We start from the raw sequence: 25,081 nt of genomic DNA, 5'->3' as shown, positions 1-25,081 counted from the left end.
CTTCGGCTGCTGTATCGACTACTTGCCCCGGATCAATCGCCGCAAGGCAAACCGATTGGGATGACAGGCTTCTGCCACGCTTCTGGGCAGCGGAAGGGGTTCGTTGTCCAGCCAGGCTGCCAGCAGTTCCCCGGACAATGGTGCTGTGATCAGGCCGCGCGAGCCGTGACCGCTGTTGATGTACAAGCCGTCAAGCCATGGGCATTCGACGTCCGGCACCTGCCGGGCATCCTTGCCCAGCGCTGCATAAGCCTGAGTGAACGCCCGGGTGTCGGCCAAGGGGCCGACGATCGGCAAGTAGTCGGGGCTGGTGCAACGAAATGCAGCGCGACCCTGGAGGCTTTCGGGAGCAAGTTTATCGGCCCGTAAACGCTCGACCAGATCGTGGGAAATCTCTTCGAGCATGGCCAGGTTGCCCAGGTGTTCTGCCGTGGTCGGTGTCAGGTCATCGCTCTTGAAATCGAAACTGGCCCCGAGGGTGTGTTCGCCCAAACGGGCGGGGGCGACATAGCCTTCGGCACACACTACAGTGCTCAGGGCCTGGCTTTGCGGGGTTTGCGCCAGGCGCGTGATTTGCCCGCGAATGCGTTTGAGCGGTAACCCGGCGCTCTCGGGGAAACGCTGGATTTCAGCAGCACCGGCAAGTACCACCACCGGCGCGCTGGCGAGCAAGCGTTCGCCGTCCCAGGCCTGCCACTGGCCCGCAACCTTGCGCAGTTGCAGCGCATCGTGATGGGTGAGCAATTGAATCTGTGGATGTGCAGCCTGCCACTGGCACAACGCCGGTGGGTGGACCCAGCCGCCTTCCGGATAGAACAGGCCGCCGTGTGCCAGCCCGATACCGGCCACGGCCTGTGCCTCGGGTTGATCCAGCAGGTGCAACAAGTCCGGCGCAAACGCTGCCGCCAATTGCAATTGGCGTTCGGCTTCCTTGGCGTTGAAGGCCAGTTGCAACACGCCGCAATCGTCCCAGTCGCGGCCCCGTTGCAAGTGTTCGAGCAGTCGTCGGGTGTAGCCGAATCCGCTGACGATCATTTGCGACAGCGCCGTGCCATGCGCCGATAACTTCAGGTACAGCACGCCCTGCGGGTTGCCCGAGGCTTCCTGGGCTATGGTGTCGTGGCGTTCCAGCAGCGTCACTTGCCAGCCCCGCGCGGCAAGGCTGGCGGCGCTGGCACAACCCGCCAACCCGGCGCCGATCACCAGTGCCTGACGCTCGCCGGTCAGCGGTGCCGGGCGGGCAAACCAGGGTTTATCCAGGGCCGGGGCAGGCGTTTCCCGGGGCCAGCCGAGGAACTCGCCGCGCAGGATTTCCCATTTGTGGCCGATGCCGGGGGTGCGTTTCATCTTGAAGCCGGCGGCGTTGAGCAGGCGCCGTACCCACCCGGTGCTGGTGAAGGTGCTGATGGAAGCACCGGGGGCGGTCAGGCGTGCGAGTTCGGCAAACAGTTCGGCGGTCCACATGTCGGGGTTTTTCGCCGGAGCGAAACCGTCGAGGAACCAGGCGTCGATCCGGGCGTCGAGTTGCGGCAGTTGTTCCAGCGCGTCGCCGATCAGCAAGGTCAGGGTGACGCGGCCGTGGTCCAGCGTCAGGCGCTGAAAACCCTGATGGATCGCCACGTACTGCGCCAGCAATTGATCGGCAAACGCCTTGAGTTCCGGCCACAGCGCCAGGGCCCGTTGCAAGTCGGCCGGGCTCAAAGGGTACTTCTCGACGCTGACAAAATGCAGCCGTGCACCGGCCGCCGCGTGTTGCTCGAACACCTGCCAGGCACACAGAAAATTCAGCCCGGTGCCAAACCCCGTTTCACCGATGACCAGCCGCCCGCCCTCGGGCAAGGCGGCAAAGCGTTCGGCCAGACGGTTCTGTTCGATGAACACATAGCGGGTTTCATCCAGCCCCGACTTATCGGAGAAGTACACATCGTCGAACACTCGCGAGTACGGACGACCTTGGTCGTCCCAGTCGAGTTGGGCGTGGGGCAGTACAGGTTTCATGGCAGGCTCGGCTACGGCAAGGTCGCCATTCTAGCCGATCGACGGCATGGTCAAGCTCTTTGTGGCGTTAGGGAAAATCTCTGCTGACCTTCAGCTCAATCCGCTAGTCTTGCTCACATCTGGAAGGGAGCCGCTCATGTTTGAATCTGCCGAAATCGATCACGCCATCGACAAAGACACCTATGACGCCGAAGTACCGGCCCTGCGCGAAGCGTTGCTCGAAGCGCAATTCGAATTGCAGCAGCAACGCCGCTTTCCGGTGATCATTTTGATCAACGGCATCGAAGGTGCCGGCAAGGGCGAGACGATCAAGGTACTCAACGAGTGGATGGACCCGCGCTTGATCGAAGTGCGCACGTTCGATCAGCAAACCGACGAAGAGTTGGCGCGGCCGCCGGCCTGGCGTTACTGGCGGATGCTTCCGGCCAAGGGCCGCATGGGGATTTTCTTCGGCAACTGGTACAGCCAGATGCTGCAGGGACGGGTCCATGGCGAGTTCAAGGACCCACGGCTCGACCAGGCGATCAACGGGGCCGAGCGCCTGGAAAAAATGCTCTGCGATGAAGGTGCGCTGATCTTCAAGTTCTGGTTCCACCTCTCCAAGAAGCAAATGAAGGCACGCCTCAAGGCATTGGCCGACGATCCGCTGCACAGCTGGCGCATAAGCCCGCTGGACTGGCAGCAGTCGCAAACCTACGACCGCTTCGTGAAGTACGGCGAACGGGTCTTGCGCCGCACCAGTCGCGACTATGCACCCTGGCATGTAATCGCCGGGGCGGATGCACATTATCGCAACCTGGCCGTGGGGCGGATTCTGCTGGCGGGCCTGCACGACGCATTGACGCGGCCGACGATCCATCCGGAAAAGGTCAGCGCGGCGCCCGTATTCCCCAGTGTCGATCAAGTGAACCTGCTCGACAGCCTGGACCTGACCCTGCACCTGGACAAAGAAGATTACGAGGAGCAGCTGATCACCGAGCAGGCGCGGTTTTCCGGGTTGATGCGTGACAAACGCATGCGCCGGCACGCACTGGTGGCGGTATTCGAGGGCAACGACGCGGCCGGCAAGGGCGGGGCGATCCGCCGGGTAGCGGCAGCGCTTGATCCACGTCAGTACAGCATCGTGCCGATTGCCGCGCCCACCGAAGAAGAACGGGCGCAACCGTATTTGTGGCGCTTCTGGCGTCATCTTCCGGCCCGGGGCAAGTTCACCGTGTTCGACCGCTCCTGGTATGGCCGGGTGTTGGTGGAGCGCATCGAAGGTTTTTGCAGCCCGGCGGACTGGCTGCGTGCCTACAGCGAGATCAACGATTTCGAGGAACAGGTTACTGACGCCTGCGTGATCGTGGTCAAGTTCTGGCTGTCCATCGACAAACAGACGCAACTGGAGCGCTTCCAGGAGCGCGAGCAGACTCCCTTCAAACGCTTCAAGATCACTGAGGATGACTGGCGCAACCGTGAAAAGTGGGATGACTATCGCGCGGCAGTCGGCGACATGGTCGACCGTACCAGCACCGAGATCGCGCCATGGACCCTGGTGGAGGCCAACGACAAGCGCTGGGCACGGGTCAAAGTCTTGCGCACTATCAACTGGGCACTCGAGGAGGCTTTCGAAAAATCCGACCGGCATGAGCGCAAGAAGCGTTAGGACAAGGATTGAAGCGATGGTTACGCATACGCGAGGTGAATGATTGTCGCGGTTGGTGAAGGGCTGGACTTATGCTCGGTCCACTCTCAACCGATAACAACAATGAGGTATGCCATGCGTGAAGTGGTGATCGTCGACAGCGTACGGACCGGCCTGGCCAAATCCTTTCGCGGTAAATTCAACATGACCCGCCCGGACGACATGGCGGCACACTGTGTCGATGCACTGTTGGCGCGCAGCGGTATTGATCCGGCGAGCGTCGAGGACTGCATCGTCGGTGCCGGCTCCAATGAAGGCGCCCAGGGTTTCAATATCGGGCGCAACGTCGCGGTGCTCTCGCGCCTGGGCACTGGCACGGCCGGCATGACCCTCAACCGCTTCTGTTCCTCGGGCTTGCAGGCGATCGCCATCGCCGCCAACCAGATCGCTTCGGGTTGCAGCGACATCATCGTCGCCGGCGGGGTCGAGTCCATCAGCCTGACCATGAAGAGTGTCAATACCGACAACCTGATCAACCCGCTGCTCAAGGAACAGGTGCCGGGCATCTACTTCCCGATGGGCCAGACCGCTGAAATCGTCGCGCGTCGGTACAGCGTCAGCCGCGAAGAGCAGGACCTGTATGCGCTGCAAAGCCAGCAGCGCACCGCCGAGGCTCAGGCCGCCGGGTTGTTCAATGATGAAATCGTGCCGATGGCGGTGAAGTACCGTGTCGAAGACAAGGCCACAGGTCAGGCACAGATCCTCGATGGCATCGTCGACCGCGATGACTGCAACCGCCCGGACACCACCCTGGAAAGTCTGGCCGGGTTGAAACCGGTGTTCGCCGAAGATGGCTCGGTCACGGCGGGCAATTCGTCGCAGCTGTCTGACGGCGCGTCCATGACCCTGGTGATGAGCCTGGAAAAAGCGCTGGAACTGGGGCTCAAGCCGAAAGCGTTCTTCCGCGGTTTTACCGTGGCCGGTTGTGCGCCGGACGAGATGGGCATCGGCCCGGTGTTTTCGGTACCGAAACTGCTCAAGGCCAAAGGCTTGCGGATTGACGATATCGACCTGTGGGAACTCAACGAAGCGTTTGCCTCGCAGTGCCTGTACAGCCGCAACCGCCTGGAAATCAACAATGCCCGGTACAACGTCAACGGCGGCTCGATTTCCATCGGCCACCCGTTCGGCATGACCGGCTCGCGCCAGGTCGGGCATCTCGTTCGTGAATTGCAGCGACGCAATCTGCGTTACGGCATCGTCACCATGTGCGTGGGGGGCGGAATGGGGGCTACGGGGTTGTTTGAGGCGGTGCGCTAGGTCTCCGCACTTTGTGTTGACTGCCATTTAGCTTTCGCGAGCAAGCCCGCTCCCACATTGAACGGTGTACGCGGTCAAATGTGGGAGCGAGCTTGCTCGCGAATGCAGGCGCCGCAGTCTTTCACATTGCGACCCGCACAGTTTCATTCGCGGCCAGACCGTAACTGTCCCTGTGTGCGTCACCGCTCTGCGCCTAGAATGACGACTCCTGTCAGTTGGCGTTGGGGTTCACATGCACATTTCATCGGGTCGCTGGGTTTACGGTCTGTTCCTGGCCTTGCTGACCGCGTTGTTGTGGGGAATCCTGCCGATCAAGCTCAAGCAGGTGTTGCTGGTGATGGACCCGGTGACGGTGACCTGGTATCGCCTGATGGTGTCCGGCGGCTGCCTGTTCATTTACCTTGCGGCCACCAGGCGTCTGCCCAGCCGCAAGGTGCTCGGTCCGCGCGGTGGCTGGCTGGTGCTGATGGCGGTGCTCGGCCTGGTCGGTAACTATGTGTTGTATTTGATGGGCCTGAACCTGCTCAGCCCTGGCACGGCGCAACTGGTGGTGCAAATGGGGCCGATCATGCTGCTGATCGCCAGCCTGTTCGTGTTCAAGGAGCGTTTCAGCCTGGGGCAGGGGATCGGGCTGCTGGTGCTGCTGATCGGTTTTGCGCTGTTTTTCAACCAGCGCCTGAGTGAATTGCTCACCTCGCTGACCGACTACACCGCCGGGGTGCTGCTGGTGCTGCTGGCGTCCACGGTCTGGACCTTCTATGCCCTGGGGCAGAAGCAATTGCTGACGGTGTGGAATTCGCTGCAGGTGATGATGGTGATCTACCTGTTTTGCGCGCTGCTGTTGACGCCGTGGGTGCATCCGCTTGAAGTACTGCAATTGAACCCGTTGCAGGGTTGGTTGCTGCTGGCATGCTGCCTCAACACCCTGATTGCCTATGGCGCGTTTGCCGAGGCCCTGGCCCATTGGGAAGCCTCCCGGGTCAGCGCGACGCTGGCCATCACGCCGCTGGTGACCTTTGCCGCAGTTGCCATGGCAGCGTGGCTGTGGCCCGACTATGTGCATGCCGAGACGATCAATGGTTTGGGTTATGGCGGCGCGGTGCTGGTGGTGCTGGGGTCGGCGCTGGTGGCGTTGGGGCCTTCGTTGATTGCCGGGTTGCGGGCGCGGCGGATGCGGATTGCGGCAGGTTAATCCGCGTTATCGTTCTTCGCGAGCAAGCCCGCTCCCACATTGAACTGCGAACACGGTCAAATGTGGGAGCGGGCTTGCCCGCGAAGACGGACTTTCAGGCGCTACAGAGTTCAGCCCTTGGCCCCGGCCTCCAGCATGTTCTCCGGCCTTACCCAGGCATCGAACTCCTCATCGGTCAGATACCCCAACTGCAACGCCGCCTCGCGCAAGGTCAGTCCTTCGCTGTAGGCCTTCTTGGCGATCTCCGCCGATTTGTCATAGCCAATGTGCGGGTTGAGCGCCGTCACCAGCATCAGACCTCGTTCCAGGTGTTCAGCCATTTTTTCCGCATCCGGCTCCAGACCCGCCACGCAGTGCTGCTGGAAGTTGCTGCAGCCATCGCCCAGCAAGCGGATCGATTGCAGCAGGTTATGGATGATCACCGGTTTGAACACGTTCAGCTGCAAGTGGCCCTGACTGGCCGCAAAGCCGATGGCGACGTCGTTGCCCAACACCTGGCAGGCCAGCATCGACAACGCTTCGCACTGGGTCGGGTTGACCTTGCCCGGCATGATCGAACTGCCTGGTTCATTGGCCGGCAGCTTGACTTCGGCGAAGCCGGCGCGCGGACCGGAACCCAGCAGGCGCAGATCATTGGCGATTTTCATCAGCGTCACGGCGAGGGTTTTCAGCGCACCGGACAGCGTGGTCAGCGGCTCATGGCCGGCCAGTGCGGCGAACTTGTTCGGCGCGGTGATAAACGGCAAACCGGAGAGGGCGGCCAATTCTGCGGCGATGGCCTCACCGAACCCGTGAGGTGAATTCAGCCCTGTGCCGACGGCCGTCCCACCTTGGGCCAGCTCACAGACCGCGGGAAATGCGCTGCGGATCGCCCGCTCGGCGTAATCGAGTTGCGCGATGAAGGCCGAGATTTCCTGGCCGAAGCTGATCGGTGTCGCATCCATCATGTGGGTTCGGCCGGTCTTGACCAGTTTCATATGGCGAGCAGCCAGCTCGGCCAGGCCGCCGGACAGTTCGCTGATCGCCGGCAGCAGGTGCTGCTGCACCGCCTGGGCGGCCGCGATATGCATGGCGGTGGGAAAACAGTCGTTGGAACTCTGGGAACGATTGACGTGATCGTTGGGGTGCACCGGGGACTTGCCGCCACGGGGGTTGCCGGCCAGCTCGTTGGCGCGACCGGCGATCACTTCGTTGACGTTCATGTTGCTCTGGGTGCCGCTGCCGGTTTGCCAGACCACCAGCGGAAACTGGTCGTCGTGGTCGCCGGCGAGCACTTCGTCGGCCGCCTGCTCGATCAAGCGGGCGATATCGGCGGGCACGTCGCCATTTCGATCATTGACCCGTGCCGCGGCTTTCTTGATCAGCGCCAGGGCATGCAACACGGCCAGCGGCATGCGTTCGTTGCCAATGGCGAAGTTGATCAGCGAGCGTTGCGTCTGAGCGCCCCAGTAGGCTTCATCCGGGACTTCAACCTCGCCGAGGCTGTCGGTTTCGATACGGCTCATCTTGCTCACTCCTGTAGGTCCGATTGCGCAGTTTAGGCCGAGATCGACGGCCGTGGTTCCATCAGTCTGTATTTGACCATTCAACCCCTCTAAATCAGGCGCGACAAGGCTTGGGGTTGAGTGACAGACTTTTTTAGGCGCAGAATGGACGCCCTTGGGGTCTTACCTCGCCAGCTAGAAAAGGAAACTCGATGACTCGTCTTCGTGCCATCTGTACCGCCGTTGCTTTGGTCTGCGCCAGCGGCCAGGTTCTTGCCGACACCGCCAGCCATAACGCCAGTGCCGAGGCTTTCCTGACCATGGCGCACGCTGACAAACTGGGCACCCCGGTGTACATGCAAGTACAGCAGATGTTCGCCCAACGTTTCGAACAGACCAAAGCCCCAGAGTCGAAAAAAGCCGTGCTGGAAACCTACCAGGCCAAGGCCAACGCCGCTCTGGACCAGGCCATTGGCTGGAACAAGCTGAAACCGGACATGGTCAAGCTCTACACCACCAACTTCACCGAATCCGAGCTCAAGGACCTGGTTGCGTTCTACCAGTCGCCACTGGGCAAGAAAGTCCTGGAAAAAATGCCCCAGCTGACCCAGCAATCGGCCCAGATGACCCAGGCCAAGCTGGAAAGCGCGGTGCCGGTGGTCAACAAGCTGCTGGCCGACATGACGGCCGAGCTGACGCCGAAAGACGCGGCTGCTCCAGCCAAGAAAAAGCCTTAAGCGGAGTCCGGTATGACCATGCAACAACGCATCGAATCGACGCTGGCCCTGCTCCAGCCCGAGCACCTGCAAGTGCTGGATGAGAGCCATATGCACAGCCGGGGATTGCAGACCCACTTCAAGGCGGTGGTGGTCAGCGCGCAGTTCGATGGCCTGAATCGGGTCAAGCGTCACCAAAAGGTCTACGGCACGCTCGGCGAGCTGATGGGCGAGTTTCATGCGTTGGCGCTGCATACCTACACGCCCGAGGAATGGGCACAGATCGACGCGGCCCCGGCCTCGCCGACCTGTGCCGGCGGCAGCAAGCACTAAACACCGGTTTTTTGCTAGAATCCGCAACGCGCCGCTCACCCGGCGCGTTTTTTTTCGCATCCGGTTCACCCCTTACGAGGGTAGCCACCTGGAGATTTACCCATGACACAACAGATTGTCGTGGCGGCACTGTATAAGTTCGTCACCCTGGAAGATTACGTCGCCCTGCGCGAGCCCCTGCTGCAAGCGATGGTCGACAATGGCATCAAAGGCACGCTGCTGATTGCCGAAGAAGGCATCAACGGCACCGTGTCCGGCAGCCGCGAAGGCATCGACGGGCTGATGGCCTGGCTCAAGAACGACCCACGCATGGACGACATCGACCATAAAGAGTCGTACTGCGATGAGCAGCCGTTCTACCGCACCAAAGTAAAACTCAAGAAAGAAATCGTCACCCTCGGTGTGGAAGGCGTGGACCCGAACAAAAAGGTCGGCACCTACGTCGATCCACAGGACTGGAACGCGCTGATCAGCGACCCGCAAGTGCTGTTGATCGACACCCGTAACGATTACGAAGTCTCGATTGGCACCTTCGAAGGCGCCATTGACCCGAAAACCACCAGTTTTCGCGAATTTCCAGACTATATCAAAGCCAACTTCGACCCAGCCGTGCACAAGAAGGTCGCGATGTTCTGCACCGGCGGCATTCGCTGCGAGAAGGCGTCGAGCTACATGCTCAGCGAAGGTTTCGATGAGGTCTATCACCTCAAGGGCGGCATCCTGAAGTACCTTGAAGAGGTGCCGCAGGAAGAAACCAAGTGGCAGGGCGACTGCTTTGTGTTCGACAACCGCGTGACCGTGCGCCATGACCTGAGCGAAGGCGACTACGATCAATGTCATGCCTGCCGCACACCGGTCAGCATCGAAGACCGCGCGTCCGAGCATTACGTGGCTGGCATCAGTTGCCCGCATTGCTGGGATAAGCTGAGCGAGAAGACCCGTCGCAGCGCCATCGACCGGCAGAAGCAGATCGAACTGGCCAAGGCTCGTAACCAGCCTCACCCGATCGGCTACAACTACAAGCAAGTATCCTCCGAGGCCTGAACCATGTCTGCGCGCCTGCTCTATGTGATGGACCCGATGTGTTCCTGGTGCTGGGGGTTTGCCCCGGTGGCCAACGCACTGGTCGAGCAGGCGCAAGCCGCAGGCGTGGATGTGCACTTGATTGTGGGCGGCTTGCGCACCGGTAGCGGTGCGGCACTTGAACCGACCACCCGGCGTTACATCTTCGAGCATTGGCAGGCGGTCACCGAGGCTACAGGCCAGCCATTCAAGCTCGAAGGCGCGTTGCCCGAAGGCTTTGTCTACGACACCGAACCTGCCTGTCGGGCATTGGTGACGGCGCGCAGCCTGGCACCGGATTGCGCGTGGAAACTGCTCGGGCTGATTCAGCACGCGTTTTATGCCGAAGGTCGCGATGTCACACAGGCCAGTGTGCTGGTGGAGTTGGCGGAACAAGCCGGATTGCCACGTATCGAGTTCGCCGGCGCTTTCGACCGGGCCGATATGCACGCAGCCACCGCCGCCGATTTCACCTGGGTCCAGGACCTGGGCATCGCCGGTTTTCCTACTCTGCTGGCTGAGCGTAACGGTCAATTGGCCTTGCTGACCAACGGCTACCAGCCTCTGAGTGTGCTGTCCCCGCTGCTCGGCCGCTGGCTGGAGCGCGCTGCCTGTGCATGATCTGCCCGATGACGTCGCTACCGCTAAACGTGTTGACCGTCTGAGCTGGGCGGAAATCCGTCGCCTGGCCCTGCATCACAAGAAATCCCTGTGGATCGCCAACGGCGTGGCCGTGCTGGCGACCTTGTGCAGCGTGCCGATTCCCTTGCTCCTGCCATTGCTGGTGGACGAGGTGTTGCTGGGGCACGGTGACGCCGCGCTGAAGATCATGAACCACGCGCTGCCCGATGGCTGGCAAAAAGCTGCGGGCTATATCGGCCTGATGCTGCTGGTGACCTTGACCCTGAGGTGTACGGCGTTGCTGTTCAACGTGGTGCAGGCGAAATTGTTCGCCGGGTTGGCCAAGGACATCGTTTACCGCATTCGCATACGCCTGATCGAACGGCTCAAACGCATTTCGCTGGGCGAATATGAAAGCCTGGGCAGCGGCACCGTAACCACGCACCTTGTGACTGACCTGGACACACTGGACAAATTCGTCGGCGAAACACTCAGCCGTTTCCTCGTGGCCATGCTGACCCTGGTCGGTACTGCCGGCATTCTGATGTGGATGCACTGGAAACTGGCCTTGCTGATCCTGCTGTTCAACCCGCTGGTGATCTACGCCACGGTGCAGTTGGGCAAGCGGGTCAAGCACCTGAAGAAGCTCGAGAACGACAGCACCTCGCGCTTTACCCAGGCGCTGACCGAAACCCTGGATGCCATCCAGGAAGTTCGCGCCGGCAACCGCCAGGGGTTTTTCCTCGGTCGCCTGGGGCAACGCGCCCGGGACGTGCGTGACTACGCGGTGAATTCGCAATGGAAAACCGATGCGTCGAACCGTGCCAGCGGTTTGCTGTTCCAGTTCGGCATCGATATTTTCCGGGCCGCGGCGATGCTCACCGTGCTGTTTTCCGACCTTTCAATCGGCCAGATGCTCGCGGTATTCAGCTACCTGTGGTTCATGATCGGTCCGGTGGAGCAACTGCTGAACCTGCAATATGCCTACTACGCTGCCGGCGGTGCGCTGTCGCGGATCAACGAACTGCTGTCCCGCGCCGATGAGCCCGAATACCCGGGCGGAGTCGATCCGTTCTACGGTCGCGAGACGGTCGGGCTGGAAGTGCAAGGGTTGAGCTTCGGTTATGGTGATGAACTGGTCTTGAACCAGATGAACCTGTCCATCGCCCCCGGCGAAAAGGTCGCGATCGTCGGTGCCAGTGGCGGCGGCAAGAGCACGCTGGTGCAACTGCTGCTGGGCTTGTATACGCCGTTGGCCGGCACCATTCGCTTCGGCGGTTCGAGCCAGCAAGAGATCGGTCTGGAAACCGTGCGGGAAAATGTCGCCGTGGTCCTGCAACATCCGGCGCTGTTCAACGACACCATCCGGGCCAACCTGACCATGGGCCGCGAACGCAGTGACGAGGCCTGCTGGCAGGCATTGGAAATCGCCCAATTGCACGGCACGGTCCGGGACTTGCCCAATGGCCTGGACAGCATCGTCGGGCGCTCAGGCGTGCGTTTGTCCGGCGGGCAGCGTCAACGCCTGGCCATCGCCCGGATGGTACTGGCCGAGCCCAAGGTGGTGATTCTGGACGAGGCCACCTCGGCGCTAGATGCCGCCACCGAATACAACCTGCACCAGGCACTGGCGCGGTTTCTGAGCAACCGCACCACGTTGATCATTGCCCACCGTCTTTCGGCGGTAAAACAGGCCGATCGTGTGCTGGTGTTCGACGGCGGGCAGATCGCAGAGGATGGCGATCATCAGCAACTGATTGCCGACGGTGGGCTGTACGCCAAGCTTTACGGTCATCTGCAACGGTTGTAGCGAGATGAGATCAAGGTTGCAGGACGCTACTTCAATACTATAAAAAAACATCGTCGCGACCAGGTTTAGCGGCCGCGATACTCCCTCCGGGCATAGCTTGTCGCTTGCCGGGATCGGAATCGCAACCTAGTCTAGCTACAGCGATTTCGTCCGGAAGACGAGCAAGCGGTGCTAATGCAAGGGACCTCATGAATCAAACGCGGACTCTCGGAACGCCACGGCTGTTGGGCATCGTCTGGCCATTTATCGCAGTTGTGGTGTTTCAAGCCCTGTTGGGCGGCGTTAGCCTTTACGTGCTGTCGGCGGTTCGCGGCTATGTTGCCGGCGAAAGCCTGTGGTCCAAGGGCCAGAAAGACGCCATCTATTACCTCAACCTCTACGCCGACAGCGGCGACGAAGCGATTTTTCATAAATACCAGAACGCCATTTCCGTGCCTCAGGGCGGGCATGAGTTGCGTGTGGCGCTGGATCATCAACCGCCGAATATCGAGGCGGCACGTGTGGCGATCCTCAAGGGTGGCAACCATCCGGATGACATCACCAGTGTGATCTGGCTGTACCTGAATTTCCGGCACTTCAGTTACCACCAGAAAGCCATCGACCTTTGGAGGGTGGGGGACGCGTATCTGGTGCAACTCGATACCATTGCGCGGGAGATGCATCAGCGCATCACCACCAGGCAGGCCACCGATGCCGATATCAAGTACTGGAAGGATCAGATATTCGTCATCAACGAAAGTGTGACACCGGCGGCGAAGGCCTTCAGCGATGCCTTGGGCGAAGGCTCGCGGATGATCCTGCGACTGTTGCTGGTGACCAACCTCGCCACCGCCCTGGGCTTGATTGCATTGGCCTTGATGCGCACCCATAAACTGCTCAAGCAGCGCCATGCCTTCGCCGATGCGCTGCAGTTGGAGAAAGAACGGGCGCAGATCACCCTGCAATCGATTGGCGACGGCGTGATCACCACGGATGTTTCCGGTGCGATCGCCTACATGAATCCGGCGGCCGAGGCGTTGACCCACTGGAAGGCCGAGCAGGCGACGGGGTTGCCGCTGGCGGCGCTGTTCAACTTGCTGGACGAAGATGCCCAGACCGATGGTCTCACCCTGATCGAGCATATTCTCAGCGGCCAACTCAGTGGCGGCAGTAAGCACTCCAAGCTGATTCAACGCCTGGACGGCAGCACGGTGTCGGTCACGCTGGTGGGCGCGCCAATCCGCAATGCCGGTAAAGTCAGCGGGACGGTGCTGGTGCTGCATGACATGACCCAGGAGCGGCAATACATTGCCAATCTGTCGTGGCAGGCGACCCACGACGCCTTGACCGGCCTTGCCAACCGCCGCGAATTCGAATATCGCCTGGAACAGGCGCTGCACAACCTGACCCGCTACTCGGGTCGCCATGCCCTGATGTTCCTCGATCTGGATCAGTTCAAACTGGTCAACGATACCTGCGGCCACGCGGCGGGCGATGAGCTGTTGCGGCATATCTGTGCGCTGTTGCAATCCGGGCTGCGCGAAGGCGATACCCTGGCGCGACTTGGTGGCGACGAGTTCGGCATTCTGTTGGAAAACTGCGCACCGGAAGCGGCGGAGAAAATTGCCGAGAGCCTGCGTCAGACCGTGCAGAATCTGCACTTTGTCTGGAAGGGTCGGCCTTTCGTGACCACTGTCAGTATCGGGCTGGTCCACGTTGCGCAGAATCCGACGACGCTCGAAACCTCGCTGCGTGCTGCCGACATGGCGTGCTACATGGCCAAGGAAAAAGGCCGGAACCGGGTCCAGGTCTATCATCCGGATGACTCGGAATTGTCCCTGCGCTTTGGCGAAATGGCCTGGGTGCAGCGTTTGCACATGGCGCTGGAGGAGGACCGCTTCTGCCTGTACTCCCAGGAAATTGCCCCCTTGGGCCATGTCGAGCAGGGCGGCGGGCACATTGAAATTCTGCTGCGATTGCATGATGAAGCCGGGCGGATGATCTTGCCCGACAGCTTCATTCCGGCAGCTGAACGCTATGGTCTGATGAGCTCGCTTGATCGTTGGGTTGTGCAGAACGTGTTCAAGATCATTGCCCAATGCCGGGCCGAGCAAGGACACGGGCCGCTGGCCATGTGTGCGATCAATCTGTCAGGCGCGACGATCGGGGATGAAGCGTTCCTGGACTTTTTGCGCGAACAGTTTGTGACGTATTCGATTCCGCCTGAAATGATTTGTTTTGAAATTACTGAAACCAGTGCTATTTCAAATCTTGGCAGCGCCATTCGATTCATTAATGAACTCAAAGGCTTAGGATGCTATTTTTCACTGGATGACTTTTGTGCCGGAATGTCCTCATTCGCGTACCTGAAACATTTGCCTGTAGACTTCCTGAAGATCGACGGGAGTTTCGTAAAGGATATGCTGGACGACCCGATTAACCGCGCCATGGTCGAAGTGATCAATCACATCGGCCATGTGATGGGTAAGCGCACGATTGCCGAGTTTGTCGAAACGCCCCAGATCGAGCAGGCATTGCTGGAAATCGGGGTGGATTATGCTCAAGGGTATGTGATTGAACGCCCGCATCTGTTTACCAGCGATAGTCTGCTAAGTCGTCCTGCCAGGCTCCAGCCGCTGTTGTTCAAGGCGCCTGGCACGTTCCGTTGAAACTCCTGTCGGTCTTACAATCACAATCAAAAGGAGCTCGACAGTGATCGACACATTCAACCGAACCGGACCGCTCATGGAAGCTGCAAGTTACCCTGCCTGGGCCCAGCGCCTGATCCAGGATTGCAGCGAGAGCAAGCGCCGGGTTGTCGAACACGAACTGTACCAACGCATGCGAGACAACAAGCTCAGTGCGAAGACCATGCGCCAATACCTGATCGGTGGTTGGCCGGTGGTCGAACAGTTCGCGTTGTATATGGCACAAAACCTGACCAAGACCCGTTTTGCCCGTCATCCCGGCGAAGACATGGCCCGTCGCTGGCTGATGCGCAATATCCGTGTCGAATTGAATCACGCCGACTACTGGGTGCACTGGAGCCGCGCACACGGTGTCAGCCTGGAAGACCTGCAGGCACAGCAGGTAGCACCGGAGCTTCACGCCTTGAGCCATTGGTGCTGGCACACCAGTTCAGCCGACTCGCTGATCGTCGGGATTGCCGCCACCAACTACGCCATCGAAGGGGCGACCGGGGAATGGTCGGCGGTAGTGTGTTCCAACGGTATCTATGCCGCCTCGTTCCCCGAGGAAGATCGCAAGCGGGCGATGAAGTGGCTGAAGATGCATGCCCAGTACGACGATGCCCATCCATGGGAAGCCCTGGAAATCATCTGCACATTGGCGGGCACCAACCCGAGCAAAACCCTGCAGGAGGAGTTGCGCCAGGCTGTTTGCAAAAGCTACGACTATATGTACCTGTTTCTCGAACGTTGCATGCAATTGGAGCACGCAGAACGGGCACCGGTCGTTCGTGAGCGGATGGCACTGGCCGAAGGCTGATTCAATGTCTGCTTGAAACAACTGTGGGAGCGGGCTTGCTCGCGAAAGGGACCTGACATTCAACGATGATGTTGACTGGCAGTTCGCATTCGCGAGCAAGCTCGCTCCCACATTGGTTTGTGTTGTGGCTGAATATCAGCCCGCCATCTCCAGTCGGTTGCGACCTTCGCGCTTGGCCACATACAACGCGCTGTCTGCCCGTCGCAACAGGCTTTCGGCAGACTCGCCGGGTAACAGGGTCGAACAGCCGAGGCTGACCGTCAGCACGATCGTATGACCATCGGCCTGATACTCTTCAGACTGCGCTGCAAACCGCAACCGCTCACCGACCATGGCCGCCGCCTCGCGGCTGGTATTCGACAGCAGGATCAGGAATTCTTCACCGCCATAGCGGAACACCATGTCCACGTTGCGCAGCTGGTTTTTGATCAAGGCAGCGACCGCCTTGAGTACGACATCGCCAGTGCTGTGGCCATGAGTGTCATTGACTTGCTTGAAATGATCGATGTCCAGCATCAGCACCGACAGCGGTTGCAGATGGCGTCGGGACAGCTCGATTTCCCTTTGTAGCGTCTGGTCCATGGCGATGCGGTTACCGGCACCCGTCAGAGGGTCGCGCAGTGCGCTTTGGGTGGCGGTACGGTAAAGCAGTGCGTTGCGCATCGGGAAAAGCAGCGCGGCCAGCAGTGATTCGAGATTGCCTTGTTCCTGTTCGCTGAAACGCTGATTGCGACGGAAAACCAGCTCACCCAGGTGTTCGCCTTCATGGCTTAGGCTGTAACTGATGGAGTGGTGGCCGCGTTGGCCGAACTCCAGGCGCAGGTCAGTGCTCTTGTGCTGGTAGCACAAGGCGTCCAGCGGCACCAATCGCTGAATCTCGCGATAGAAGGTCCCAAGAATGCGTTGCGGCTCAAGACTGGTTTGCAACTGCAGGCCCAGTCGCTGGCGCAATTGCGCAAGACTGACGGGCCTTTCCAGAAGGGGCGGCTGCTGACCAAAGCCCAGGCGCTGCAATTTGGCGCTATCGAAGTCAATTGCGTTGGTCTGGGAAGGTGGTTTCATAAGGCGTGCGCCCCTAAGCAGTAAGGCTGTCTTACAAGCAGGGTGAGAGCGGCTTAGGGCTGCGCGTCGTACTGGTCCGTCAGTCCCGTAGGACATTTCGTACAAGTTTAATCCGCTTTGTGGAAGATGAGTAACTTCTGCACTCACGCTTCACCCCGGTCTGCTTTCACGTTGCGTGTCTGAGCAAACTTAGAGCGAAAGTCGTGCCATTCGGTTCAGCTGAATAAAATCTATGCTAAATCAATTGGTTGGGATTTTTTTGCTACACATGTAGCGTTGGGTGTGACATTTGTTTGGCAGGTGCCTGGCTCGAATTCGATAGCCTTCAAGTGCCGCGACGGGAAGCCGGCGCGGCACCAGAAAGCGACGTACGGTCGTTACTGAGCGTTGAACGCCTGACCATTGATACCGGTGCTGTCCGGGCCCATCAGGTAAAGGTAGACCGGCATGATCTCCTCGGGCGTCGGGTTGTTCAGTGGATTTTCACCCGGGTAAGCCTGGGCGCGCATGCTGGTGCGGGTGGCGCCCGGGTTGATGCTGTTGGAGCGTACCGGGGCCACGGTATCGACTTCGTCAGCCAGGGTTTGCATCAGGCCTTCAGTGGCGAACTTGGAGACGCCGTAAGCGCCCCAATACGCACGCCCTTTGCGGCCGACGCTGCTGGAAGTGAACACCACCGAGGCGTCCTGCGACAGCTTGAGCAGCGGCAGCAGCGTGCTGGTGAGCATGAACATGGCGTTGACGTTGACTTGCATGACCCGCATGAAGTTTTCGCCAGAAAGTTGTTCGATCGGCGTGCGTGGGCCGATGATCGAGGCATTGTGCAGCAGGCCGTCGAGATGCCCGAATTCGCTCTCGATCATTGCGGCCAGCTCATCGTACTGATGGGGCAGGGCGGTTTCGAGGTTGAACGGGATGACCGCCGGTTGTGGATGGCCGGCAGCTTCGATTTCGTCGTAAACCTGGGTCAGATTGGCTTCGGTCTTGCCCAGCAATAGTACGGTTGCGCCGTGGGCCGCGTAGGTTTTTGCCGCGGCGGCGCCGATACCGCGACCTGCGCCGGTGACCAGAATGACCCGATCCTTGAGCAGTTCGGGGCGGGCGGAATAATCAAACATAAAAACCTCACAAACAGAAGACAGATCGCAGCGCGGCCATTCGCGGGCAAGCCCGCTCCCACAAAGACTGAGGGTGTTCACACATTTTGTATCCACCAGGGGAACCTGTGGGAGCGGGCTTGCCCGCGAAGGCGTCAGGCATCACGCCACTTCCCTGGAGCCTGAAACCGGATCTCAGCAGCTACACAAAGCGCTATCGAGCACTTTGCGCAACTCCAACGGATGATCGACAACCACATCCGCACCCCAGTGACGCGGGTTATCGTCCGGGTGGATATAGCCGAAGGTCACCGCAGCAGTCTTGGTGCCGGCATCGCGGCCCGACTCGATGTCGCGCAAGTCGTCGCCTACGAACAGCACGCTGGCCGGGTCCAGGTCGAGCATCTTGCAGGCCAGGATCAGTGGCTCCGGATCCGGTTTGCTGTTCTTCACGTGATCCGGGCAGATCAGCAGCGCCGAACGTTCGGCCAGTCCCAGCTGTTGCATGATCGGTTCGGCGAAACGCAATGGCTTGTTGGTGACCACACCCCAGATCAGGTTGGCTTTTTCGATGTCGGCGAGCAGCTCGGCCATGCCGTCGAACAGCTTGCTGTGAACGGCACAACCCACGAGGTAGCGCTCCAGGAATTCCAGGCGCAACTCTTCGAAACCCGGCGATTCCGGGTCCATGGCGAAGGTCACTGCGACCATTGCCCTGGCGCCACCGGAAATCTCGTCGCGAATGTGCTTGTCGTTCATCGGTGGCAAGCCGCGGTCGGCACGCATCGCCTGACAGATCGCAATGAAGTCCGGCGCGGTGTCGAGCAGGGTGCCGTCCATGTCGAAAAGAACTGCTCTGATTGGCATCGGCTTATTCCTCGCGCAGGGTCTGGATCATGTAGTTGACGTCCACATCGGCCGCCAGTTTGTAGTGTTTGGTCAGTGGGTTGTACGTCAGGCCGATGATGTCCTTGACGGTCAGACCGGCCATGCGGCTCCAGGCACCGAGTTCGGAAGGGCGGATGAATTTCTTGAAGTCGTGGGTGCCGCGGGGCAGCAGCTTCATGATGTATTCGGCGCCGACGATGGCGAACAGGTACGCCTTCGGATTGCGGTTGATGGTGGAGAAGAACACCTGGCCGCCGGGCTTGACCATGCGGAAGCAGGCGCGGATCACCGAAGACGGGTCCGGTACGTGCTCAAGCATTTCCAGGCAGGTGACCACGTCGAACTGCTCGGGCATCTCCTCGGCCAGGGCTTCGGCGGTGATCTGCCGGTATTCGACGTTGACGCCCGACTCCAGCTGATGCAACTGGGCAACCGCCAGCGGCGCTTCGCCCATGTCGATACCCATGACGGTCGCGCCGCGCTGGGCCATGGCTTCGCTGAGGATGCCGCCGCCGCAACCGACGTCGAGGACTTTCTTCCCGGCCAGGTTGACCCGTTCGTCAATCCAGTTGACCCGCAGCGGGTTGATGTCGTGCAGCGGTTTGAATTCGCTTTCGCGGTCCCACCAGCGATGGGCCAGGGCCTCGAATTTGGCGATTTCGGCGTAGTCGACGTTGCTCATGGTCTAAGTCCTCTAAAACTTGAAAAATCCTGTTGCCCCGGATGTGTTCCGGGGGGCTTACGATTCGATACGGCCGCTGATGCGCTGGCCCCAGGCCTTCGCGACAGCGCCAAGCTGTTGTTCATCCAGGCGTGTCAGGCCACGGTCGTCGAGCAGTTGCTTGCCGGCTACCCAAAGGTGTTTCACGCAGTCCCGGCCGGTGGCGTATATAAGTTGCGAAACCGGGTCATAGACCGGCTGCTGGGCCAGGCCGGAGAGGTCGAAAGCGACCATGTCCGCGGCCTTGCCGATTTCCAGCGAGCCGGTTTCGGCCTCGATACCCAATGCCCGGGCGCCGTTGAGGGTGGCCATGCGCAAGGCGCGATGGGCATCCAGCGCGGTGGCCGAGCCGGCGACAGCCTTGGCCAGCAAGGCCGCGGTGCGGGTTTCGCCGAGCAGGTCCAGGTCATTGTTGCTCGCCGCGCCATCGGTGCCGACCGCGACATTGACCCCGGCCTCCCATAAACGCTCGACGGGGCAGAAGCCGCTGGCCAGCTTCAGGTTCGACTCCGGGCAATGAATCACATTGCTGTTGCTTTCTACCAGCAGTGCCAGGTCTTCATCGCTGATCTGGGTCATGTGAACCGCCTGGAAGCGCGGCCCCAGCAAACCCAGGCGAGCCAGGCGGGCCAGCGGGCGTTCACCGCGCTGCTCGACCGATTGCTGCACCTCGAACGCTGTTTCATGCACGTGCATGTGGATCGAGGCGTCCAGTTCTTCGGCGATCACCCGGATTTTTTCCAGGTTTTCGTCGCCTACGGTGTAGGGTGCATGGGGGCCGAAGGTGATTTTGATGCGCTCGTGGTGCTTGAGATCGCCAAACAATTCGACGCCCTGACGAATGGCTTCGTCCGCCGTAGCAGCGCCCGGAATAGGGAAATCGAGGATCGGAATCGCGATCTGCGCGCGAATACCGCTGTTGTGCACGCGCTCGCTGGCAACCTTCGGGAAGAAGTACATGTCAGAAAAACAGGTGATGCCGCCTTTGATTTGCTCTGCGATGGCAAGGTCGGTGCCGTCGCGCACGAAGTCCTCGTCGACCCACTTGGCTTCGGCGGGCCAGATGTGGTTTTCCAGCCAGGTCATCAATGGCAGGTCATCGGCCAGGCCACGGAACAGCGTCATCGCCGCGTGCCCGTGGGCATTGATCAGCCCGGGGCTGAGCAACATGTCGGGCAATTCGCGGATTTCGGTTGCGTTAAGCTTCAGCGCGGCGGAACGTGGGCCGATAAAGACGATGCGTCCATCACGGATGCCCACGCCATGTTCCTTGAGGACAACACCAGCGGGTTCGACGGGTACCAGCCAGGTCGGCAGCAATAACAGGTCGAGCGCAGCGGCAGTGTTCGGCATCGAGGGTCGGTTCCAGTGCTTTTGTAAAGGATGGCGAAGTATACCCGAGCGTCTTCGCGGGGGGATCGCTATAATCGGCGGCTTTTGTTCATGAGTGCGGGGTGAGGGATGCGCGATCGACTGTTGGCTGCGGAAAAGGTAAAGGCCATCGATTGGCGTGATGGCGCTCTCCATCTGCTGGATCAGCGTATTTTGCCGTTCGAGGAAAACTGGATCGCCTACACCAGCGCCGCTGGCGTGGCCGAGGCCATTCGCTCGATGGTGGTGCGCGGTGCGCCGGCAATTGGTATCAGTGCCGCTTATGGCATCGTACTGGCGGCCCGCGCCCGGATTGCCGAAGGTGGCGACTGGTACGCTGCGCTGGAAGAGGATTTCATGCTGTTGGCCGATTCCCGTCCTACTGCGGTCAACCTGTTCTGGGCGCTGGGTCGCATGCATGATCGGCTTGATCGCCTGAAAGACAATGCCGATCCGCTGGAGGTGCTGGAGGCCGAGGCCATAGCCATTCACGAAAGTGATCGCGAAGCCAACCTGACCATGGCGCAACTGGGTGTCGACCTGATCCGCAAGCATCAGGGCAACGCTCAGGCGATCCTGACCCACTGCAACACCGGCGCGCTGGCCACGGGCGGCTTTGGCACGGCGCTGGGGGTGATTCGTGGTGCATTCATCGAGGGGATGGTCGAGCAGGTATATGTCGACGAAACCCGTCCATGGCTGCAGGGCTCGCGACTGACCGCGTGGGAGCTGGCCAATGAAGGCATTCCCGTGACCCTCAATGTCGATTCCGCCGCGGCGCATATCATGAAGACCAAAGGCCCTACCTGGGTCATCGTCGGTGCTGACCGGATCACCGCCAATGGCGATGTGGCCAACAAGATCGGCACCTATCAACTGGCCGTCAACGCCATGCACCACGGCGTGCGCTTCATGGTAGTGGCACCGAGTTCGACCATCGATATGAACCTGGCCAGCGGCGATGACATTCCGATTGAAGAGCGTGATGGTCGCGAGTTGCTGGAGGTCGGTGGCAAGCGCGTCGGGGCCGACGTCGATGCCTTTAATCCGGTGTTCGACGTGACCCCGGCAGACCTGATCGATGCGATCGTCACCGAAAAAGGCATCGTCGAACGCCCGGATACGGCGAAGATGGCGCAGTTGATGTGCCGTAAGCGTCTGCATTAATTATTGTTGGCGTCTGTTCAATCGCTTTCGTCGGATCGCCGCCCGGAGCAAGCCCGCTCCCACAGTGTTTTATGGTGTTCACAAAAACTGTGGGAGCGGGCTTGCCCGCGAAGAGGCCCTCAAAGCCAACAAATCAACCCGAATCAGCCACAAATTCTCCATTCAACGCAGCTCTAAGCCTCTCTCGTCCCCTTCAGGCCTGTCACCGGTCAACTAACTACTCTCCATGCGCATCTGGGGGATAGGTGCGTGGCGGCTCTTGTGATAACATCCGGCGGTTTCCATGGTTGCCCCGCGGGGTGACCTTTACTGCGCAGATCCATGGCATAACTCGTTGATTTGTCGTAAGTCGGTACATGGCACTCAGCCTGTATCGGCGAGCTTCGTTGGTCCTGACGAAGTTTCACCAGAAAAAGGAATCAGGCTTCTCATGGGCGAACTGGCCAAAGAAATCCTCCCGGTCAATATCGAAGACGAGCTGAAGCAGTCCTACCTCGACTATGCGATGAGCGTAATTGTCGGGCGGGCACTGCCGGATGCGCGCGATGGCTTGAAGCCCGTGCACCGGCGTGTGCTGTTCGCGATGAGCGAGCTGGGCAACGACTTCAACAAGCCGTACAAGAAATCTGCCCGTGTTGTCGGTGACGTGATCGGTAAGTATCACCCGCACGGTGATACTGCGGTGTACGACACCATCGTCCGGATGGCGCAGCCATTCTCCCTGCGCTACCTGCTGGTAGACGGCCAGGGCAACTTCGGTTCGGTGGACGGCGACAATGCCGCGGCCATGCGATACACAGAAGTGCGCATGACCAAGCTGGCGCACGAGCTGCTGGCTGACCTGCATAAAGAAACCGTGGACTGGGTGCCGAACTACGACGGCACCGAAATGATCCCGGCGGTCATGCCGACCCGTATTCCCAACCTGCTGGTCAACGGCTCCAGCGGTATCGCCGTGGGCATGGCGACCAACATTCCGCCGCACAACCTCGGTGAAGTCATCGACGGTTGCCTGGCGCTCATCGACAACCCCGAGCTGACTGTCGATGAACTGATGCAATACATCCCCGGTCCGGACTTCCCGACCGCCGCGATCATCAATGGTCGCGCCGGTATCATCGAAGCCTACCGCACCGGCCGCGGCCGCATTTACATGCGTGCCCGCTCGATGATCGAAGACATCGACAAGGTCGGTGGCCGCCAGCAGATCGTCATCACCGAACTCCCTTACCAGCTGAACAAGGCGCGTCTGATCGAGAAGATCGCCGAGCTGGTCAAAGAGAAGAAGCTCGAAGGTATCACCGAACTGCGCGACGAGTCCGACAAGGACGGTATGCGCGTGGTGATCGAGTTGCGTCGCGGCGAAGTGCCTGAGGTCATCCTCAACAACCTCTACGCCCAGACCCAGCTGCAAGCAGTGTTCGGTATCAACATCGTCGCGCTGATCGACGGCCGTCCGCGGATCCTGAACCTCAAGGACCTGCTGGAAGCCTTCGTCCGTCACCGCCGCGAAGTGGTGACCCGTCGTACCGTGTTCGAACTGCGCAAGGCGCGCGAGCGTGGCCACATTCTTGAAGGTCAAGCGGTTGCCCTGTCGAACATCGACCCGGTCATCGCCCTGATCAAGGCCTCGCCAACGCCATCGGAAGCCAAGGAGGCGCTGGTCAGCACCCCTTGGGAATCCTCGGCTGTGGTGGCGATGGTGGAACGTGCTGGCGCCGATTCGTGCCGTCCGGAAAACCTCGATCCGCAATACGGTCTGCGCGACGGCAAGTACTTCCTGTCGCCAGAACAGGCGCAAGCCATTCTGGAACTGCGTCTGCACCGCCTGACCGGTCTGGAACACGAAAAACTGCTGGCCGAGTATCAAGAGATCCTCAACCAGATTGGCGAGCTGATCCGCATCCTCAACAGCGCCACGCGCCTGATGGAAGTGATCCGCGAAGAGCTGGAAGTGATTCGCGCCGAATACGGTGACGTGCGTCGTACTGAAATCCTCGATGCCCGTCTCGACCTGACCCTGGGTGACATGATCCCGGAAGAAGAGCGTGTCGTGACCATTTCCCACGGTGGCTATGCCAAGACCCAGCCGCTGGCTGCGTATCAGGCCCAGCGTCGTGGCGGTAAAGGCAAGTCGGCAACCGGCGTCAAGGATGAGGACTACATTGCTCACCTGCTGGTTGCCAACAGCCACACCACGCTGCTGCTGTTCTCCAGCAAGGGCAAGGTGTACTGGCTGAAAACCTACGAAATCCCTGAAGCGTCCCGTGCTGCACGTGGTCGTCCGCTGGTCAACCTGCTGCCGCTGGACGACGGTGAGTACATCACCACCATGCTGCCGGTCGAGGAGTACACCGAAGGTCACTACATCTTCATGGCCACCGCCAACGGTACCGTGAAGAAGACCCCGCTGGAATCCTTCAGCCGTCAACGCAGCGTCGGCCTGATCGCGCTGGAGCTGGACGAAGGCGACGTGCTGATTTCCGCGGCCATCACCGATGGCGAGCGTGAAGTCATGCTGTTCTCCGACGGCGGCAAGGTTACCCGCTTCAAGGAATCCGACGTTCGCGCCATGGGCCGTACCGCCCGCGGTGTGCGCGGCATGCGTCTGCCGGAAGGCCAGAAGCTGATTTCCATGCTGATCCCGGAAGAAGGCAGCCAGATCCTCACCGCTTCCGAGCGTGGTTTCGGCAAGCGCACGGCGATCACTGAGTTCCCTGAGTACAAGCGTGGCGGGCAGGGCGTTATCGCCATGGTCAGCAACGAGCGTAACGGCCGTCTGGTCGGTGCGGTACAGGTGCTCGACGGCGAGGAAATCATGTTGATTTCCGACCAGGGCACCCTGGTCCGTACCCGTGTCGACGAAGTCTCCAGCCTGGGCCGTAACACCCAGGGGGTGACCCTGATCAAACTGGCCAACGATGAAACGCTGGTTGGGCTGGAGCGGGTTCAGGAGCCGTCGGAAGTCGAGGGTGAAGAGCTCGAAGGTGAAGTGGGTGACGGGTTTGTCGGTGAGGTCGTAATTGACGACGTTGCCGAAGACCAGCAACTCGACGCCGCTGCTGACGAAGAACCACAGGAATAAGCGGGTAAGCAGGGGGCGGATGAGAATTCGCCCCCTTGTTG

General features: G+C 60.3%; 19 protein-coding genes. 12 read left to right on the top strand and 7 right to left on the bottom strand.

The features are described 5' to 3' along the window. Window positions 1–18: 18 nt before the first annotated feature. A complete protein-coding gene (mnmC, locus tag ACEN8Z_RS24225; RefSeq protein ID WP_495595916.1) occupies window positions 19–1,998 on the bottom strand; it encodes a bifunctional tRNA (5-methylaminomethyl-2-thiouridine)(34)-methyltransferase MnmC2/FAD-dependent 5-carboxymethylaminomethyl-2-thiouridine(34) oxidoreductase MnmC1 in 1,980 nt (659 codons plus the stop codon). 136 nt (window positions 1,999–2,134) lie between these two features. Between mnmC and pap the strand changes: the two genes are divergently transcribed. The 3 genes from pap to ACEN8Z_RS24210 all read left to right on the top strand — a co-directional run bounded on the left by pap (window position 2,135) and on the right by ACEN8Z_RS24210 (window position 6,137). Beyond that, window positions 2,135–3,646 carry a polyphosphate:AMP phosphotransferase gene (gene pap, locus ACEN8Z_RS24220; RefSeq protein WP_495595915.1) on the top strand — a complete coding sequence of 504 codons (1,512 nt, stop codon included), beginning with the start codon at window positions 2,135–2,137 and terminating at the stop codon, window positions 3,644–3,646. A 114-nt stretch (window positions 3,647–3,760) separates the two neighbouring features. Continuing rightward, window positions 3,761–4,945 (top strand): thiolase family protein, encoded by a 1,185-nt coding sequence (locus ACEN8Z_RS24215; RefSeq protein WP_495595914.1) that lies wholly within the window; start codon window positions 3,761–3,763, stop codon window positions 4,943–4,945. Between the two features lie 232 nt (window positions 4,946–5,177). Beyond that, complete coding sequence (locus tag ACEN8Z_RS24210; RefSeq protein ID WP_495595913.1) at window positions 5,178–6,137, top strand: DMT family transporter; 960 nt, start codon at window positions 5,178–5,180, stop codon at window positions 6,135–6,137. A gap of 110 nt (window positions 6,138–6,247) precedes the next feature. On the opposite strand, the gene ACEN8Z_RS24205 is transcribed toward ACEN8Z_RS24210, so the two are convergent. Then, window positions 6,248–7,642: a class II fumarate hydratase gene (locus ACEN8Z_RS24205; protein WP_495595912.1), complete on the bottom strand. Its 1,395-nt coding sequence runs from the start codon at window positions 7,640–7,642 to the stop codon at window positions 6,248–6,250. A 191-nt stretch (window positions 7,643–7,833) separates the two neighbouring features. On the opposite strand from ACEN8Z_RS24205, the gene ACEN8Z_RS24200 reads away from it, so the two are divergent. The 7 genes from ACEN8Z_RS24200 to ACEN8Z_RS24170 all read left to right on the top strand — a co-directional run bounded on the left by ACEN8Z_RS24200 (window position 7,834) and on the right by ACEN8Z_RS24170 (window position 15,649). Beyond that, a complete protein-coding gene (locus ACEN8Z_RS24200) occupies window positions 7,834–8,358 on the top strand; it encodes a DUF2059 domain-containing protein (protein ID WP_007997268.1) in 525 nt (174 codons plus the stop codon). 12 nt (window positions 8,359–8,370) lie between these two features. Further along, the gene (locus ACEN8Z_RS24195; RefSeq protein WP_007973667.1) at window positions 8,371–8,670 is read left to right on the top strand and encodes a BolA family protein; all 300 of its coding nucleotides are present in this window, start codon (window positions 8,371–8,373) and stop codon (window positions 8,668–8,670) included. A 102-nt stretch (window positions 8,671–8,772) separates the two neighbouring features. Next, window positions 8,773–9,714 carry an oxygen-dependent tRNA uridine(34) hydroxylase TrhO gene (gene trhO, locus ACEN8Z_RS24190; RefSeq protein ID WP_495595911.1) on the top strand — a complete coding sequence of 314 codons (942 nt, stop codon included), beginning with the start codon at window positions 8,773–8,775 and terminating at the stop codon, window positions 9,712–9,714. Window positions 9,715–9,717: 3 nt separating this feature from the next. Beyond that, window positions 9,718–10,353 carry a DsbA family protein gene (locus ACEN8Z_RS24185; RefSeq protein WP_116263279.1) on the top strand — a complete coding sequence of 212 codons (636 nt, stop codon included), beginning with the start codon at window positions 9,718–9,720 and terminating at the stop codon, window positions 10,351–10,353. After that, window positions 10,346–12,163, top strand: a complete 1,818-nt coding sequence (locus ACEN8Z_RS24180) for an ABC transporter ATP-binding protein (RefSeq protein WP_495595910.1) — start codon at window positions 10,346–10,348, stop codon at window positions 12,161–12,163. The genes ACEN8Z_RS24185 and ACEN8Z_RS24180 overlap by 8 nt, the downstream gene beginning before the upstream one ends. A gap of 188 nt (window positions 12,164–12,351) precedes the next feature. Continuing rightward, a complete protein-coding gene (locus ACEN8Z_RS24175; RefSeq protein ID WP_495595909.1) occupies window positions 12,352–14,811 on the top strand; it encodes an EAL domain-containing protein in 2,460 nt (819 codons plus the stop codon). A 76-nt stretch (window positions 14,812–14,887) separates the two neighbouring features. After that, on the top strand, window positions 14,888–15,649 hold the full coding sequence (locus ACEN8Z_RS24170; protein WP_495595908.1) for an iron-containing redox enzyme family protein: 762 nt from the start codon (window positions 14,888–14,890) through the stop codon (window positions 15,647–15,649). A gap of 135 nt (window positions 15,650–15,784) precedes the next feature. Here ACEN8Z_RS24170 and ACEN8Z_RS24165 read toward each other — a convergent pair whose 3' ends face one another. The 5 genes from ACEN8Z_RS24165 to ACEN8Z_RS24145 form a co-directional block, all read right to left on the bottom strand. Beyond that, on the bottom strand, window positions 15,785–16,711 hold the full coding sequence (locus tag ACEN8Z_RS24165; protein WP_495595907.1) for a GGDEF domain-containing protein: 927 nt from the start codon (window positions 16,709–16,711) through the stop codon (window positions 15,785–15,787). A 377-nt stretch (window positions 16,712–17,088) separates the two neighbouring features. Continuing rightward, the gene (locus tag ACEN8Z_RS24160) at window positions 17,089–17,829 is read right to left on the bottom strand and encodes a YciK family oxidoreductase (protein WP_007999919.1); all 741 of its coding nucleotides are present in this window, start codon (window positions 17,827–17,829) and stop codon (window positions 17,089–17,091) included. Window positions 17,830–18,003: 174 nt separating this feature from the next. Then, window positions 18,004–18,675 carry an N-acetylmuramic acid 6-phosphate phosphatase MupP gene (gene mupP / locus ACEN8Z_RS24155; RefSeq protein WP_007999922.1) on the bottom strand — a complete coding sequence of 224 codons (672 nt, stop codon included), beginning with the start codon at window positions 18,673–18,675 and terminating at the stop codon, window positions 18,004–18,006. Between the two features lie 4 nt (window positions 18,676–18,679). Further along, the gene (gene ubiG, locus ACEN8Z_RS24150) at window positions 18,680–19,378 is read right to left on the bottom strand and encodes a bifunctional 2-polyprenyl-6-hydroxyphenol methylase/3-demethylubiquinol 3-O-methyltransferase UbiG (protein WP_007985381.1); all 699 of its coding nucleotides are present in this window, start codon (window positions 19,376–19,378) and stop codon (window positions 18,680–18,682) included. Window positions 19,379–19,435: 57 nt separating this feature from the next. After that, window positions 19,436–20,770, bottom strand: a complete 1,335-nt coding sequence (locus ACEN8Z_RS24145) for a TRZ/ATZ family hydrolase (RefSeq protein ID WP_495595906.1) — start codon at window positions 20,768–20,770, stop codon at window positions 19,436–19,438. Window positions 20,771–20,878: 108 nt separating this feature from the next. Here ACEN8Z_RS24145 and mtnA point away from each other — a divergent pair, with 108 nt between their 5' ends. Both mtnA and gyrA read left to right on the top strand, forming a co-directional pair. Continuing rightward, window positions 20,879–21,955 (top strand): S-methyl-5-thioribose-1-phosphate isomerase, encoded by a 1,077-nt coding sequence (mtnA, locus tag ACEN8Z_RS24140; RefSeq protein ID WP_495595905.1) that lies wholly within the window; start codon window positions 20,879–20,881, stop codon window positions 21,953–21,955. A gap of 430 nt (window positions 21,956–22,385) precedes the next feature. Then, the gene (gyrA, locus tag ACEN8Z_RS24135; protein ID WP_495595904.1) at window positions 22,386–25,040 is read left to right on the top strand and encodes a DNA gyrase subunit A; all 2,655 of its coding nucleotides are present in this window, start codon (window positions 22,386–22,388) and stop codon (window positions 25,038–25,040) included. Window positions 25,041–25,081 lie beyond the last annotated feature (41 nt).

It is taken from the genome of Pseudomonas sp. Pseusp10 (assembly GCF_059492225.1).
Note: the sequence above shows the minus strand (reverse complement) of the source record. Positions and strands in the feature narration are given on the sequence as shown.